The sequence below is a fragment of the Acidobacteriota bacterium genome (assembly GCA_039683095.1).
GTDB lineage: Bacteria > Acidobacteriota > Aminicenantia > Aminicenantales > Saccharicenantaceae > RBG-16-66-30.
In genome coordinates, this window is record JBDKSB010000007.1 from 35,833 (window position 1) to 50,331 (window position 14,499).

The following is a 14,499-nucleotide window of genomic DNA, read 5'->3' on the forward strand; positions in this document are numbered from 1 at the left end:
TCCTCCCTTTATTGAGCTAAGGAACTACCTAGCCTTGCCATCCTTCCTGGCCACCAATGGGATTAGTGCAAGCCTTGGCCGATTCCTTTCCTTATCCCACGAAATCGTGATGGTGTATTGCTTCAACGTAGTCCTGACATAGCGGTTTTGCTTCGCCGTCCTGTAAAGTGTCAGCTGCGCTTGAAGTTCATCTCCCGGCTCATATAGATCGGGTCGGGTAGATTTGGGTGTGATCTTCACTATCTTGCCTTCGGCAATCAACTTCGTTATCTCCGCCAGTGAATAAAGCCGGTATCCCAGCCCTGGCTCCCTCTTAATTCGATAGCCATACTTCCTCAGCTGGATCGGAGTGAAGAGCTCTTCGTCTTCGAAGAATACATTAGGGAACGGCGGATAGTCATTCTCCTTCTTTTCGGTCATGCTTTCCTCCCGGCTAACTCTGATCCTAACAAAACCGGCCCGGCCATTACAATCAGACCCCTTTTCCGCCCCCTCCGCTCGCCTCAGCGACGTGATCTCCCGCCTAACCATATCCTAAGACTGGTTTAGAATCGTTCGCCTCGTATACGCGATCCTGCGAAAGCCGACGCCTCCTCCTCCGTCGCGCCTGCGGCGCTCCGTCGTCCTCGGCATCGACTTTCTCCGGACGACAGTGCAAGAACAGACGCTTCTTCTGGCCTGATCAGATTCTTTTTCACTGCCCGCTTCGGGCAGTCATCCGCCGCTTCGGCGGATGTGCCATCCTCTCCCGGCATGGACGTTTCTTATCCGTCCTGCCCGAGTTAATATCTATTTAATATATTACCCTCCCTGCATCTCATTGACTATGAACACGCTTACAGTGATTTGACTCAGTAAGAATGAAAAGTCAGAGCCAAAAACTCAGTAAAAACGAAAAGTCGCTTGATCGGTCTGCTAATCCGATAGAATCGTGATTAGTGTGACTGAGCCGCTCGAACCTTTTCCTGGCGGAAGTGACTCATGAGAAGACGTTTGATCTCTTTCTTGCTGGCCTTCAGGACCCAGATCCGCTCCTGTCCCACGCCCCCACGAAGCCGCTCGGTCGTCTTGTCGCGTCGCCAGTCCACGGCGGTCGTGATCTCAGAAAGATACTTCTCGATGTACTCGGGCTGGAACTTGACGGGCGTCTCAGAATAGCCGAGCACCCGGCAAGCCACCGGGTAGGTCAGCCACCAGCCTCCCCTCCTGAGCACAAAAGGAAGACCCTGGCGGTATAACAGCTGAGCCCCTTTGGACATTTTATATGCAATCTTTGCGATCTCAAGGAGCCGATGGTAGGACTGGTTGTTCAGGATGAGTTCGGAGAATCTAGGTGCCAATCGGCCCGAGAAGATCAGATCCTCCCTGCCACTTTCTTTTCCGGGTCGTCCACGGCGCTTCACTATCTGCACGTCCCAGTCCATGATAAACTGCGTTCCTCGGATGGTAACGACCTTCTTCCAACCCTTCTTCTTATCCTTCTCCTCCCAAACGTGATACTGACTCAACGTCCAATTCAGCAAGCATGCGAAGGCTTGGATCAATTCTGAGAAGCTGACCTTGCGTCCGGTGGCCTTTCTGACCTCAGACATAGAGAGCTCGAACTTCAGGATGTGCTCCTCCCCCCCCGGCGAAATGATCACCTTGTCGGCGATGTGCCGTTTTGGGTTCCTTATAATCGGATTTAGTAGGGCTTCCAGGAACCAGATCGCCGTCAACGGCAGTGCCTGAGGATTCACGTTGCCCGTTTCCGGGTTAACCGGCAAGTGAGCCCAGTGGAGGGACTGGTCCTTCAAGAGCGGCCTGTTCTCCCTCTCCTCTTTAAGACGTCGCTCCTCCTCCTGTAATCTCACTAATTGCCGCGTGTACCAGGAGAGGATGTCCAGCGGTTTGCTGCCAGGAGTCGGCCGGGATAGCCACATTTGAATGTAGCCCCAGTAGGCCTTGTCCTCTAATGCTTCCTCGGTCAGGTAGGGCCAAAGTTGAATTGCCCTTCCCTTACTTACGTCGATCATCCTACGCTCCTGCCGGGCACAAACTAGGGTCATACACCCTGATTAGTCGCCCGAGAGATTGGATGTGGAGTGTCAGGTCAAGATGCCTGATCACATTTAGATAAGCTAATAGTTTGGGACCCCACTGTTTTTCCCGTCTTTCCCTGGCAAGTCAGCAGATTACGGTCGTCTGCTGGCACACCGTTCGTCAGACCTAAGCGAGATTGGGCACAATTGCCGGCTCATTAGACGAACTGCTCTTTGACAACAGAGGCGCTTCCCCCACCGAGGCGGCCAGGTTGCTCATCCCATTCTCTTGTTGCATAATCATGGTTAGGGCGAAACGTAATGAAGATAGCCGAACACAGGGCATCCTCAGTAAGGGTCCGTTTCCCTTATCGGCTGAGTGGCAACGGACCTGCGCGGACGTCGAGAAGGCCATCGGCTAAGCGGACTGGCTTCATGGGGTTCACCGGCTCGACATGAAACGAACTGCCGCCGCTCTCTCGATCCTTTTCTGCCTGGGAGGGGTGCAAGCTCAGGAAACCGAAACCTACGTATTGCGCCAGGCCGTCTCGAATCGCGAGACGATCGTCTACACGCGCGTCATCCGCTTCGACGACCAGAAGCATCTGTTCCACGTTCGGGACTACTACGAGGACGGACAAATCCAGATGGACGCCTTCTACTCCTCCTTCGACAAACTGGTGAAGGAGGACTATCAGTGCAACTACCGCTCGAACACCAAGGAAGGGCCGTATAAGGAATGGCACAGGAACGGGCGCGCGAGATTCAAGGGCCATTTCACGCGGGGAAGGCTGAACGGCGCGAGCACCGACTGGTACGAGAGCGGGCGGAAGGAGGCGGAGCAGAACTGGCTCAGCGGACAGTTGCACGGCCGGGTCAGATATTGGTCCGAGAAAGGAGACCTGCAGTTCGATTCGACGTTCGAGCACGGCATGAACCAGCATCGCAGGAACGTCAGCTATCGATACCTGTCCTACCTCCCCAAGGGCTATGAGGCGGACGCCGTCAGGAAGTGGCCGCTCGTAATCTACCTGCACGGAGGTTCGGATAGAGGGACCGATCTGAAGAAGCTGTACTCATCCGGGATCCCCGATCAGGTGTACAGGGGACGGGAGTTCCAGTTCATCATGCTCGCCCCGCAATGTCCCGAGCATCTCAGGTGGTCGACCGATGACTGGTTCGGGAACTTCTACAAGGAAGTGACCGCCCGGTACAGGATCGACGCCGACAGGGTCTATCTGACCGGGCCGAGCCTGGGCGGTTCGGGCACCTGGTACATCGCCGCCCGTTATCCCGAGGCGTTCGCGGCCATCGCGCCGATCAGCGGCTTCACGAGCCATCTCGATTACATCGACAAGAACATCGACAAGCTGCTCGACATGCCTGTCTGGGCCTTCCACGGGAAGCTGGATACGGTCGTGCCTTTCGAAGAAACGGAGCGGATTGTCAGGAGGCTGGAGGGGAAGAATCAGAACCTGAGATTTTCTGCCGAACCGGATCTCGGCCACTGGATCCACTGGCAGGTCTATCCGGGCCAGGAGATCTACGACTGGCTCCTGCGCTACGACAGAAGATCGAGAAAGTGACGGCCCTTGCGCCAGTAAGCCAGACCGGGCAAGAAGCGGATGGTTGCCGGGGGGCTGATCGGTCTACCGCCTCTCGGACAGTTCCTGAAGATTATTCCTGATCCACGTATCGGCTTGCGCGGCAATGGCGCTCAATTTATCCATGAGCGCAATGACTTCATTGATATAGAGCTTGTTCTTCTCTGAATACGTACGATGGTTTTCCAGTTTTTCCTTGTCCCCGTTTAATGTGGTCTGATAGAGATCCCTCATCGCTTCAATTTGCCCGCGGGGAGGCATCCTTTTCCTGGCCAAATAGCCAAGCGTTCCCGCTATAAGATCATCATCGAGGTCGAGACTATCCATGATGTCCGATAAGAACTCATCCTTGTCAAGCGGCTCCATGCGGGGCCATGTTATTTTTTCCAGCTGCACCAATAGGCTTCGGGGATCCGCAGCCGTAATTGAGCTCATTCCCGTCTCTCCATTCATGGCTCATCCGGTCGCGCGGACCGCGACCGGACTCCGGCGATCTCGCCGGGAGATCCCGGCGCTAGTTGCCCCGGCTCGGCAGCCGCCAGAACCGCCCGGCGTCGGTCGTGTGGATCGCCTCGCCAGTGTCCGGCTTCCACTCCGCGCCCGCCGGCTCGAGGCAGATCCGCAGGGTGACCGGCTTCGACTCGTAGCCGAATTCGCTGGCCGCGGGCGAGCTGAAGCGGTAGAGGTTCTTGCTCATGTAATGCAGGTACTCTGCCGGGTCGTTCGGCTGCCCGTTCCAGTTGGTCTCCTTGTTGAGGACGATCTTCTCGTTCCGGACGATGGCTTCGCGCACCTCGGCGATGCTCAGAAGGTCGCCCCGCTCGTTCCGCCAGTAGGCTTCGAACGATGGGTCCATGTAGAGCCACTTGCCCTGGCTCGGCGCATAGACGATGTTGATCACGTGGCAGTCGGGATCGTCCGCGTACTTCGGCAGGCAGGTGATATGGCGGCCACGACTGCCTCGCCCTTCTCCTCTCTCTCCTCGGCCTGAGTAGCCCGACCGCGACGCGCCGTCGGCGCCGCCTAGCTCCCCTTCGACTTGAAGACCGTCCAGGGCCGGGCCGGGCGGCTCTTGAGGTAGCCCTTCAGGTAGTCGTACTGGCGGTGGGCCTTGAGGAACGCCTCGGCGTCGAAGGGGATATCACAGGAGCTCCCCCACTTCCCCCAGAAGGTCATGGCCAGGGCCATCTTGGCGTCCACGACCTTGCCGTCCAGCGCGCCGCCCGGGTAATAGGGCTTGACCCAGCTGTCCGCGGCCGGCCCGGCCGGGTCGGGATCGAGCTCCCAATGCCCGCAGATCGTCCGCGCCCCGGGCTGCTCCTTTCCCAGGTAGACATCGTAATGGTCGGCCAGCATCAGCTTGGCTCGCTCGGCGTCGACCTTCCCCGTCCACTGGTCGAACAGGTCGAGCCAGCGTACGCGGCGGGCGATGTCGGCCCGCTTGATGTTGTCGAAATCCGCCTCCGTCTCGTCGCGCAGGAGCGGGATGTTCTCGGTGATGTTCGACCCGGCGTAGAAGCCGTCACGCGTCCGCTCGATCGAATGGTGCTTGAGGCCGAGCTCGAGCCTGGCGATCTCGTTCGTCCGCGCGTCGCCGAGGAGCCAGGTGTTGGCGTAGCCGCCGTTGTTGCCCTCGATGAGGACCTTCATGAACTCGTCGAGGCTCGGGGCATACTGCATGGCCTTGCGGATGCGGACGAACTCCGGCAGGCCGTCCGGGTCGAAGCCACGGAAATAGTCGATGGTCGTCTCCGCGCCGACGATCCCCGACGAGCAGACGAAGAAGTCCGTGCCGCTGTGGATCGCGGCCGGGTAAGCCTGCATCAGCATGCGGAAGCCCTTTTCGGGGACGAGGTCGATGACGATGTTCGCCCGGTCCGTGACGTAGGAGGTCCAGGTATTGTGGGCCAGGACGAGGCGCCCGTCGGCCGTGGCCTTGCCTGTGGCGATGAAGGAGCTGCAGCCGCCCCCCTTCTGGGGCGCCGCCGTGCTCTTCTGGGACCAGGGATACCAGTAGCTGAAGATCTCGGAGGAGGCGTTGAGCAGGACGATATCGCCGTAGGTCACGTCGACCCCGGCCTTTCGCGCCCCGGCCACGATGCCGTCCATCTCTTCGCGGAATTCGGAGTCGATCCTGGGCGCGAACAGCTTGAGCGTCGCATCGACGAAGTACGACCAATCCTTGGCCGTGTCCCACCAGGTCACGCGCTTCTCGACCCGCAGGCTCTCCTCGATCTCCCTGGCCAGGAGGTAGCCGTGCTGGAAGCCGCGGGCGAAGGGCCGGCCCTCGATGTGGATGCAGACCCAGCCGTTCGCCTCCTCGCGGGAGGCCTTGGCCAGCCAGGCCCGCTCCTCGGTCGTCAGGTCGGCGGCGCGGGCCAGGCCGGCGCCGGCGCAAACGGCGAGCAAGATGATCGCGATCGTCTTGGGCATGCGCATCGGTATCCTCCTTTTGGTGCCTTAGGAAGCCGATGATATGCCCGGCCGCGAGCCGGCGTCAAATCCGCAGCCGCCGGGATACGGTCCGACGTTGGCCGTCGTCGGACATCCCGATAACGTCAACGGGCGGCCCTGATCCCCTGACGGCCGGGGTGATATGGATGATATAATGGACGAGAGGGCAAAATGAGAAGATACGCCGCCTGGTTGCTGCCGGTCCTGATTTTCGTCGCTTTGGGCGCCGCCTGGGGCCAGGACGCCAAGGGCCTTGTCGCCGCGAAGTACGCCGCGCCGCTGAAAAAGATCTTCGACTACCAGGCCGTGTTCGCCCCGCTCGACCCGGCCCTGGCCAAGGTCTATCCGGTGGCCATCGTCGAGAACAAGACGTTCTATGTCTTCGAGCCGGTCCCCGGCGAGAAAGCCTACCGCCTGGCGGCGAGCGCCCCGGATGCCTACGGCGTCCCGGCCGGCGTCCGGGCGGCCATGCCCCTGGGATTCTGGGAGGACCGCATGGCCTGCGTCGTGACCCCCGACGTCTTCGACCGGCCCGAAGGCTATGTCATCATCTTCCATGAATTCGTCCACTGCGCCCAGTGGGAGGGCGGCGAGCGGGAGTTCAAACAGGGCCTCTCGATCTATCAAAAGGCGATGAGCAAGAAGGATTATATGTGGGAGCTCCAATACCCGTTCCCCTATGCGAAACCGGCGTTCGTCGACACCTATCGCGCGCTCCTCGAGGCCTGGGAGAGCGGCGACACGGCGGCGGCCGCCTCACTGAGGGCGGACCTCGCCAAGATCCTCACCCCCGAGGAATGGGAGTACATGACTTGGCAGGAGTGGAAAGAGGGGCTGGCCCGGAACCTCGAGAACCGCATGCGCTACGCCGCCGGCCTACCTGAAAACGGCGGCGGGGCGAATCCGCCATACGACCGGGTCACCTTCTATGTCGGCGGGGACAAGTTCATCCGCTTCCTCGGGAAGGTCGAGCGGGGGGCCGCCGGCGACCTCGGGGCGCTCTATCGGAAGATCAAGGCCAAGCCGGACCGCCGACCGTTACCCTCGCAAATCCCCATTTAGGGGGATTCCCCGGGCCCCGGCCCGTGCGAGAATGACGGCGTCATGCGTCCTGGAGCTGAAGCCCCCGGCGGCGGAAAAAGCCGGCCACAACATTTAGGGCAGCCCGCAGCCGGGAGCCCATTTTGTGGCGCCGGCAAGTCAATCCGGAACATATTGATAACAAACGACTTGACAGACACGCCAAGATTTGAAATAGTCAAGGTCATGAAAAAGATCAGCGGGGCTTCGTGAAAGGGATGGGCAGATAGCTGACGATCATCATCGCGGTCTTTTTCTGTTCCCTCGTGATCTCCGTGTATTTCCTGTGCTTGCTGGCCGACGGCCGCAAGCTCGAGGAACGGCTCCTCCGCGCCAGGGTCCCGTCCGGCGCCGATGAGGGCGAGCGCGAACTCCCGCTCATCGCCGCCGAGTACGCCGCGTGGACCGCGCATCCGCTCAGCGGAAGCAAAACCCCGGCCTCCCTTGGGCTGACCGATGCCCGGGGATCCGGCACGGACGGGGCCTTCAGCTGATCTTGCCGGCGGGACGGGGATCGCCCCGGCGCGTCCCGGCCGCGGTCGCTGTTTCCCCAAGTCCCGCCCCTCGCCCGACAAATATCGAGATGAGAACCGCGCCGCTTCGTGCCCGCCGCCTTGATTTCGCCAGGGCCGAATGGTATTTTGGAAGCCAAGTCCCCGCGAGAACCATGAAAAGCAGAGCTTTGGTGGTGTTCATCCTTGCCTTGCTGGCCGTCGGCCGGCCGGCCGGGCAGGCGTCCGCCCAGGTCAAGGACCAGGCGGCCCACGAGTACGTCGTCCGGGCCATCACCCTGGCCGTCACGGTCCAGGATTCCAAGGGCCGTTACGTCAACAACCTGGCCGAAAAAGACTTCACGATCTTCGAGAACAACAAGAAGAAGCCGATCACCTACTTCATGCACGACTTCGCGGCCCCCCTCAGCCTGACCGTCCTCCTCGACGTCAGCGGCAGCATGGCCCTGGAGAACAAGCTGGCCGACTGCAAGGTCGTGCTCCGCGACCTGGCCGCCCGGCTCCTCCGGCCCCGCGACGAGATCGGCCTCCTCCTCTTCGCCGACGGCGAGGTCGAGGTGGCGGCCAAGCACGCGACGGACAAGACGCAGTTCCTGGCCGAGCTCGACAAGGCCGCGGCCTACGGCCAGACCGCGCTCAACGACGCCGTGGCCGTTTCGCCTGAGTACGCGACCCGGGCCGCGAACGAAAAGAGGGCCCTCCTGCTGATCACCGACGGCATCGAGAACGACAGTCAATCGACGCCCGAGCAGGCCCTGGAGATCGCCCGCCGGGTCGACGTCCCCATCTACGTCATCGGCTACAAGATCCCCCGGAACGAGCAGCTCGCCGCCCACAAGCGGGCGGCCGGACTGACCTCGGCCGGCATCGTGGCCACCTTGGAGAAGTTCTCCCAGGCCACGGGCGGCAAAGCCTGGTTCCTGAACGAGCCGACCGACCTCGCCGACGTGGTCCAGGAGATCCGGAACGAGCAGGCCCACCAGTACATGATCGGCTACACCTCCTACCAGGACACGGCCGACCTGTACCGCTGGATCCGGGTGCAGGCCTCCAATTACAAATACAAGATCCGCACCCGCCAGGGCTATTGACGCCCCCCTCCGGAAAATCGGGGGAACCGCGGGTTTCACCGTTAAGGGGCATTTTGCTCCTGGAGCCCTTTATTTTTTCCATGAAAGGGCTTAATATTGTCGCATGCGGGGTGTGGGAGCGCCGGCGGCGTCCTGCCGCCCGCCAAAACTCATTTTGCAGGAGGTTCTCATGAAGGACAGGAGACTTATCTTTCTCGCCGGTTTCGTGCTCCTGGCGGCCCTCATCACCGGGCCGGCCTGCGCGACGAAGAAGTTCGTCAAGACCGAGAACGCCACTCTGGACCAGAAGATCGCCCAGGTCTCGACCGAGGTCGAAGCGAGCCAGAAGCGCCTCTCGGACCATGACGAGAAGCTGGCCACGATCGGCTCGCTCATCAGCCAGCACGACAACCAGTTCAAGACCGTCGAGGGCGAGATCGGCGAGGTCAAGACGCTCATCAAGGGCAACCTCGTCATGACGGCCACGCTAAAGAACTCCGACGCCAAGTTCGCGTTCGACAGCGCGGCGCTCAACGACGCGGCCAAGGGCGTCCTCGATGCCTTCGTCCAGAAGCTCGTCACCGAGAACAAGGGCGTCTACATCGAGATCCAGGGGCACACCGACAACACGGGCTCCGACGAGATCAACCAGGCGCTCGGCCAGAAGCGGGCCGAAGCGGTGCTGATGTACCTGTACAAGCAGTACAAGATCCCGATGCACCGCATGTCCGCCGTCAGCCTGGGCAGCTCCATGCCCATCGCCGACAACGGCACGCGGGAAGGCCGGAGCCAGAACCGGCGTGTCGAGATCCTCGTTTACGAATAAGAGCCCGAAGCGCTGACATCACGGTCCCGGGGCGGGGCCGGCTCCGGCCCTGCCCCGGCGATCATCTCGCCGTGACCCTGGCGGCGATCCCCTCCCGATCGGAGGCCCCGACCGCAACCACCTCGTAGGTGTAGGCCTGCGCGCGGTCGATCCTGCGGTGGAGGTAGCGGTAGACGGTGTTGCCCGCGGCCTTGGTCACCTCGGCGACGAGGGACCGCCCCCCTTCCGTGATCCGGTAGATCCGGTATTTCGTCACGCCCGAATTCCTGGAGTTGTCCGCCCAGGTCAGCACGTTGACGTATTCCCGCAGCAGAAGGCTGCGGTTGATCATCCGCGAGGCCTTGAGGTTGACCGGGGGGAAGATGTTGGCCAGGATCACGTTGACGCTCGCGCTCCCGGTCAGGCCGAGCCCGTCGTAGGCCACGGCCCGGACCGTCAGCGCCCCGTTCGAGAACTGGGTCGTATCGAGGGAGAAAGAGTACGGCGCCGAGGTCAGCGTCTGGACCAGAGTGGAGTCGCCGTAGAGCTCGACCCGCTCGATGCCGTGGTCGTCGTCCGCCGTCACCTCGACTCCGACCGTCCCGTAAACGGTCGCCCCCGCCGCCAGGTTGGTGATGGACGCCGTCGGCGGGGCGTCGCTGCCGCTGATGATCGCGCTCATCGGCGTCGTCGTCCCCGTGATGCCCGAGACGACCATCGACGTCGCGGCGCCGTCGTAGCGCGACGAGTTCGGCGCGGTCAGCGGGCCGAAGGTCATGCCGGCCTTGTAATAATCCCCGGCGTCAGCGGAAGACGCCCAGGTCTCGATCTCCTCGAGGCCGTCGGCCTCCATCAGGCGGACGAGCTTGTGCGCCGCGTAGGAATTGTCGTAGAGGAAGTCGGTGTTATAGGAGTTCAGGCGGGAATCGATGTGCCAGATGACGAGGCCGTCCGAGCCGGTGAAGAGGTTCGTGTCGTTGCCGGCGCGGTCCCGGTTCTGGACCATGAAGTATTCGCCGTAGATGCCGCCCGTGGCCCCGGGCATGAACAGGGCGGCGTCGGGATAGAGCCCCGAGGCCCGCAGTGTGACCGTCTGCGACCCGGACGAGACGACGGTCGGCGTGAGCCAGTCGAACATGAACTTGGTGAAGCAGTTGTGGTCGCCCGTGCCGTCCATGATGTCCAGGCCGCCGACGCCGCCGCGCGGGCCGACGGCGTCGTCATAGTCGTAGAGGTCCGGGGCGCCCAGGGCGTGGCCCGTCTCGTGGACGATCGTGGACGGGCTGAACGAGCCGCTCGGATAGTCGTACAGCTCCCACTGCCAGGAGTAGTTCGTCAGCCGCTTGCCGTCGAGGCGGTAGGCCGAGTCGCCGAACCAGGTGTAGTAGCCCCACCAGAACTCGGCCCAATCCTCGTGCGGGCCGGCCCAGAAGACGCAGAAATAATCGATGGTGCCGTCGCCGTCGTTATCGTACTGCGAGAAGTCGTGGCCCTGGGCCTCGTAGTAGTTCAGGGCTTCCTCGATCAAGTTCTGCCGCCCGGCATCGGTCTCGGCGACGGTGCTCCGGGCGTAGGTGGTCTGGTACCAGCCGAGGACGTCGCCCGTGATGGTCAGCTGGTCGTACGAGGAGCGCTGGTAGAAGTTCTTCAGGCTGTCGAAGGGCGCGCTCCCGGAGCCTGACCCGAACAGCCGCGACTCGAAGGTGGCGACGGGGGTCGTCCCCGCATAATCAGAAAAGGAGATGAGCAGGGCCAGGATCTTGACCGTCCCCGTCGTCGGCATGCCCCGCCAGGCCGGGGGCGGGGCGAGAACGGAGCCAGCGGCGGGAACGGCCGCGGCGGCGCCCCGGCCGCCCGCCAGCCGGGCCAGCTTGGCGTTCAGCCGCTCCCGGACCTGCTGGGGTATCTTGTTGTTGCCGAGGGCCTTGGCCCGGGCGATCCGCGCCGGCAGCGTGCCGTCCAGCTTGTAGCGCGCGATCTGCTCCTTGGTCGGCGGCTCGAGCGCCAGGACCGGCAGGATACCCGATATGAACAACGCGGCGGCCAGCGCGGCGATGGCGCGCGGCTTGAATGATCTGGTCATCGGCTTGCTCCCTTCCCGCTCACTATAGGCCCACCCTCCCGGCCGAGTCAAACCCCGGGACGGGCGCGTCGCCAAAGCCGGCCCGATCTCAGCGGACGCCGAAGTTGACGCCCGTCCGCTCCTCGCTGCGGTCCGTGGCCGGGGCCGGCTCGGGCGACAGGGCGGAGATCTCGGCCCTCAGCTCCGGGGTCATCGGGATGTCGGCGGCGGCCAGCAGGGGCGCCAGCTGGGCCGTATCACGGGCGCCGACGAGCGGGGCCGTGACCGCGGGATGGGAAGCCGCCCAGGCCACCGCCAGGGAAGCCGGGTGGAAGCCGCGCTCCCGGGCGAAGGCCGCGAAGCGATCGGCCACCTCGTAGTTCAGGGCCTCGCCGTAGCGGGTGGCGTAGATCTTGTTGGAGACAAGCCGCCCCGTCTCGGGTCTGCGGCCGGCGCCGTACTTGCCGCTGAGCAGGCCGCCGCCGAGCGGGCTGTAGGGAAAGACGCCGAGCCCCTCGGACAGGGCCAGGGGCAGGATCTCGGACTCGGCCTGGCGCTTGACCAGGTTGTACATCGGCTGGATGCAGGCGAACGGCGCCAAGCCCTCCCTGGCCGAGATGCCCAGGGCCTTGGCGACCTGCCAGGCGGCGAAGTTGCTGGCCCCGAGATAGACCGCCTTCCCGGCCCGGACGAGGTCGTCGAGGGCCCGCAGCGTCTCCTCGAGCGGCGTCCGGTCGTCGAAGCGGTGGACATAGTAGATGTCGATGCGGTCCGTCTGGAGCCGGCGCAGGCTGGCCTCGACGGCGTACTGGATATGGCGGCGCGAGGCGCCCATGGCGTTGACGTCCTTCGAGGTCGCGAAGTAGGCCTTGCTGGTGATGAGCACCTCTTCGCGGCAGTCCTTGACCAGCCGGCCCAGGATCTCCTCGGCCCGGCCCGCGCCGTACATATCGGCGCAGTCGAAATGGTTGACCCCGGCGGCCCGGCAGGCCTCGAACAGGGCCTTTGCCCCGGCCTCGTCGGCGTCGCCGCCGAAGGACATCGTCCCGTAGGCGATCGTCGAGACCTTGACCCCCGTCTTGCCCAGGAATTTGTAGTTCATGGCGTCCTCCTCTTCAATGCGAGACCGTGGCCGACCGGATAGAGGCCGGGGATCGAGACGGGCAGCTTGCCGTTGATGTCCATCTCGGCGCAGACGGCCCGGGCGCCGGCGGCCTGGGTCTCCGCGGTGTCCTTGTACAGGCAGAGATAGGCGTCGACATCCGGGAAATGCCGCAGCAGATAAGGGCTGCCGAAGGACAGGACGACGACCTTCGGCCCGTCCGGCAGGGCGGCCAGGCGGCCGATGAGGTCGATGTGCCGCGGCTCGAGGCCGACCGTCCCCTTCGTATCGGCCAGCCGCGAGAACAGGGCCACGACCACGATATCCGCCCGGGCGGCCGCGGCGCAGGCCTCGTCCAGCCGGTCCTGGCCGGTGTCCGCGTCGGCGTAGAAAGCGGCCGCCTGCGGGAAGCGCGAGCTCATCGCGCCGACGAAAGACTGGCCGGCGAAGTAGTCGCCGAAGTCGCTGCTGAGAGACAGGACGGCCAGCTGGCCGAGCCCGGCGGCGAGGGGCAGCACATCGCCTTCGTTCTTGACCAGTGTCACCGAGCTCTCCAGCACCTTCTCCGCCAGGTCGAGGGACGCCTGCGGGGCGACGCGGCGCCGCAGCGCGTCGACGTCGACGAAGCGGTTCCGGTTCAGGCCGACCGCGGCCTTGGCTTCGAGGATGCGGCGCACGGATTCGTCGATCCGGGCGAGCGGGATCCGGCCATCGCGGACGGCCGCCGCGAGATAGGCGATGACCCTGGCCGGCTCGGGCGGCAGGAGGAGCTGGTCGGCGCCGGCCAGGACGGCCCGCAGGGCCGCTTCCTCGGTCGAGAAGCCGGCCGCCACGCCGCGCATCTCGAGCGCGTCGGTGACGATGAGCCCCTTGAAGCCCATCTTCCCCCTCAGGACTCCGGTCAGGATGGGGGCCGAGAGCGTCGCCGGCAGGCCGGGCGTCGGGTCGAGGGCCGGCACGGCCAGGTGGGCGGTCATGACCGACCTGACGCCGGCGGCGATGGCCGACTGGAACGGGAAGAGCTCGACCTTCTCCAGCCGGTCCAGGCCGGCGGTGATGGTCGGCATCATGCTGTGGGAGTCCTGGGACGTGTCGCCGTGGCCCGGGAAATGCTTGGCCGTGGCGATCATGCCGTTGTCCTGGACGCCGCGGATGAAGGCGTCGGCCAGCCGGGCGACCAGGGCCGGGTCGGCGCCGATCGAGCGGGTGTTGATGATCGGGTTGTCGGGATTGATGTTGACGTCGACGACCGGGGCGTAGGCCACGTGGACGCCCATGGCCCGGCCCTCCAGGGCGGTCGTCCGGCCCATGGCGTAGGCGAGCTCCTCGGAGCCGGTCGCGCCGAGGGCCATGAACGGCGGGAAGAGGGTGGCGGCCGTGACCCGGTTGGCCGCCCCGCGCTCGAAATCGGAGGCCACGAGCAGGGGGACCTTGGCCAGCTTCTGGAAGGAGTTGACGAGCTCGGCCGTCTCGTAGACCCGGGCCGGGGCGAAGAGGACCAGCCCGCCGATCCCCGACTTCGCGACGAGCGATTCGAGCTCCCTGATATAGGCGCTGTCGGCGTTGCGGAACTCGCCGGCGAACCGGCAGGCGATCATCTGGCCGACCTTCTCCTCGACGGTCAACTTCTTGAGGGTCCGGGCGACCCAGCCGCCGTCGGGGGCGGCCAGGCGCGGAACGGCGGCCGGAGCCGGCACGCGGGCGCAGCCGGCCGCGCCGAGGACGATCAGGAGCGCCGCGGCGAGGGGCGCGGCTTGCCGTCTCTTCATGTTTCCCTTCCCTTCAGGCC

Annotated in this window: 13 protein-coding genes; 5 read left to right on the forward strand and 8 right to left on the reverse strand. The window is 63.8% G+C overall.

Annotated features, from left to right (window positions below):
* Positions 1 to 24: 24 nt before the first annotated feature.
* Both ABFD52_05500 and ABFD52_05505 read right to left on the reverse strand, forming a co-directional pair.
* Positions 25 to 420 (reverse strand): hypothetical protein, encoded by a 396-nt coding sequence (locus ABFD52_05500; protein MEN6560209.1) that lies wholly within the window; start codon positions 418 to 420, stop codon positions 25 to 27.
* A 515-nt stretch (positions 421 to 935) separates the two neighbouring features.
* Positions 936 to 2,015 (reverse strand): hypothetical protein, encoded by a 1,080-nt coding sequence (locus tag ABFD52_05505; protein MEN6560210.1) that lies wholly within the window; start codon positions 2,013 to 2,015, stop codon positions 936 to 938.
* 461 nt (positions 2,016 to 2,476) lie between these two features.
* Here ABFD52_05505 and ABFD52_05510 point away from each other — a divergent pair, with 461 nt between their 5' ends.
* Positions 2,477 to 3,607, forward strand: coding sequence for a prolyl oligopeptidase family serine peptidase (locus ABFD52_05510; GenBank protein MEN6560211.1), 1,131 nt, complete (start codon positions 2,477 to 2,479; stop codon positions 3,605 to 3,607).
* Positions 3,608 to 3,670: 63 nt separating this feature from the next.
* Here the strand turns inward: ABFD52_05510 and ABFD52_05515 are convergent, their stop codons facing one another.
* The 3 genes from ABFD52_05515 to ABFD52_05525 all read right to left on the reverse strand — a co-directional run bounded on the left by ABFD52_05515 (position 3,671) and on the right by ABFD52_05525 (position 6,064).
* Complete coding sequence (locus ABFD52_05515) at positions 3,671 to 4,078, reverse strand: hypothetical protein (GenBank protein MEN6560212.1); 408 nt, start codon at positions 4,076 to 4,078, stop codon at positions 3,671 to 3,673.
* A gap of 61 nt (positions 4,079 to 4,139) precedes the next feature.
* Complete coding sequence (locus ABFD52_05520; protein ID MEN6560213.1) at positions 4,140 to 4,526, reverse strand: hypothetical protein; 387 nt, start codon at positions 4,524 to 4,526, stop codon at positions 4,140 to 4,142.
* A 122-nt stretch (positions 4,527 to 4,648) separates the two neighbouring features.
* Positions 4,649 to 6,064, reverse strand: coding sequence for a C45 family peptidase (locus ABFD52_05525; GenBank protein MEN6560214.1), 1,416 nt, complete (start codon positions 6,062 to 6,064; stop codon positions 4,649 to 4,651).
* Positions 6,065 to 6,250: 186 nt separating this feature from the next.
* On the opposite strand from ABFD52_05525, the gene ABFD52_05530 reads away from it, so the two are divergent.
* The 4 genes from ABFD52_05530 (at position 6,251) to ABFD52_05545 (ending at position 9,567) form a co-directional block, all read left to right on the forward strand.
* Positions 6,251 to 7,141: a hypothetical protein gene (locus ABFD52_05530; GenBank protein MEN6560215.1), complete on the forward strand. Its 891-nt coding sequence runs from the start codon at positions 6,251 to 6,253 to the stop codon at positions 7,139 to 7,141.
* Between the two features lie 284 nt (positions 7,142 to 7,425).
* Positions 7,426 to 7,653, forward strand: coding sequence for a hypothetical protein (locus ABFD52_05535; GenBank protein ID MEN6560216.1), 228 nt, complete (start codon positions 7,426 to 7,428; stop codon positions 7,651 to 7,653).
* Positions 7,654 to 7,844: 191 nt separating this feature from the next.
* A complete protein-coding gene (locus ABFD52_05540) occupies positions 7,845 to 8,762 on the forward strand; it encodes a VWA domain-containing protein (protein ID MEN6560217.1) in 918 nt (305 codons plus the stop codon).
* Positions 8,763 to 8,931: 169 nt separating this feature from the next.
* A complete protein-coding gene (locus ABFD52_05545) occupies positions 8,932 to 9,567 on the forward strand; it encodes an OmpA family protein (protein MEN6560218.1) in 636 nt (211 codons plus the stop codon).
* 61 nt (positions 9,568 to 9,628) lie between these two features.
* On the opposite strand, the gene ABFD52_05550 is transcribed toward ABFD52_05545, so the two are convergent.
* From ABFD52_05550 to ABFD52_05560, 3 genes are all read right to left on the reverse strand, one after another.
* Positions 9,629 to 11,629: a M6 family metalloprotease domain-containing protein gene (locus ABFD52_05550; GenBank protein ID MEN6560219.1), complete on the reverse strand. Its 2,001-nt coding sequence runs from the start codon at positions 11,627 to 11,629 to the stop codon at positions 9,629 to 9,631.
* Positions 11,630 to 11,717: 88 nt separating this feature from the next.
* Positions 11,718 to 12,710 carry an aldo/keto reductase gene (locus tag ABFD52_05555; protein ID MEN6560220.1) on the reverse strand — a complete coding sequence of 331 codons (993 nt, stop codon included), beginning with the start codon at positions 12,708 to 12,710 and terminating at the stop codon, positions 11,718 to 11,720.
* Positions 12,707 to 14,479 carry a glycoside hydrolase family 3 N-terminal domain-containing protein gene (locus ABFD52_05560; GenBank protein ID MEN6560221.1) on the reverse strand — a complete coding sequence of 591 codons (1,773 nt, stop codon included), beginning with the start codon at positions 14,477 to 14,479 and terminating at the stop codon, positions 12,707 to 12,709. The genes ABFD52_05555 and ABFD52_05560 overlap by 4 nt, the downstream gene beginning before the upstream one ends.
* Between the last annotated feature and the right edge of the window lie 20 nt (positions 14,480 to 14,499).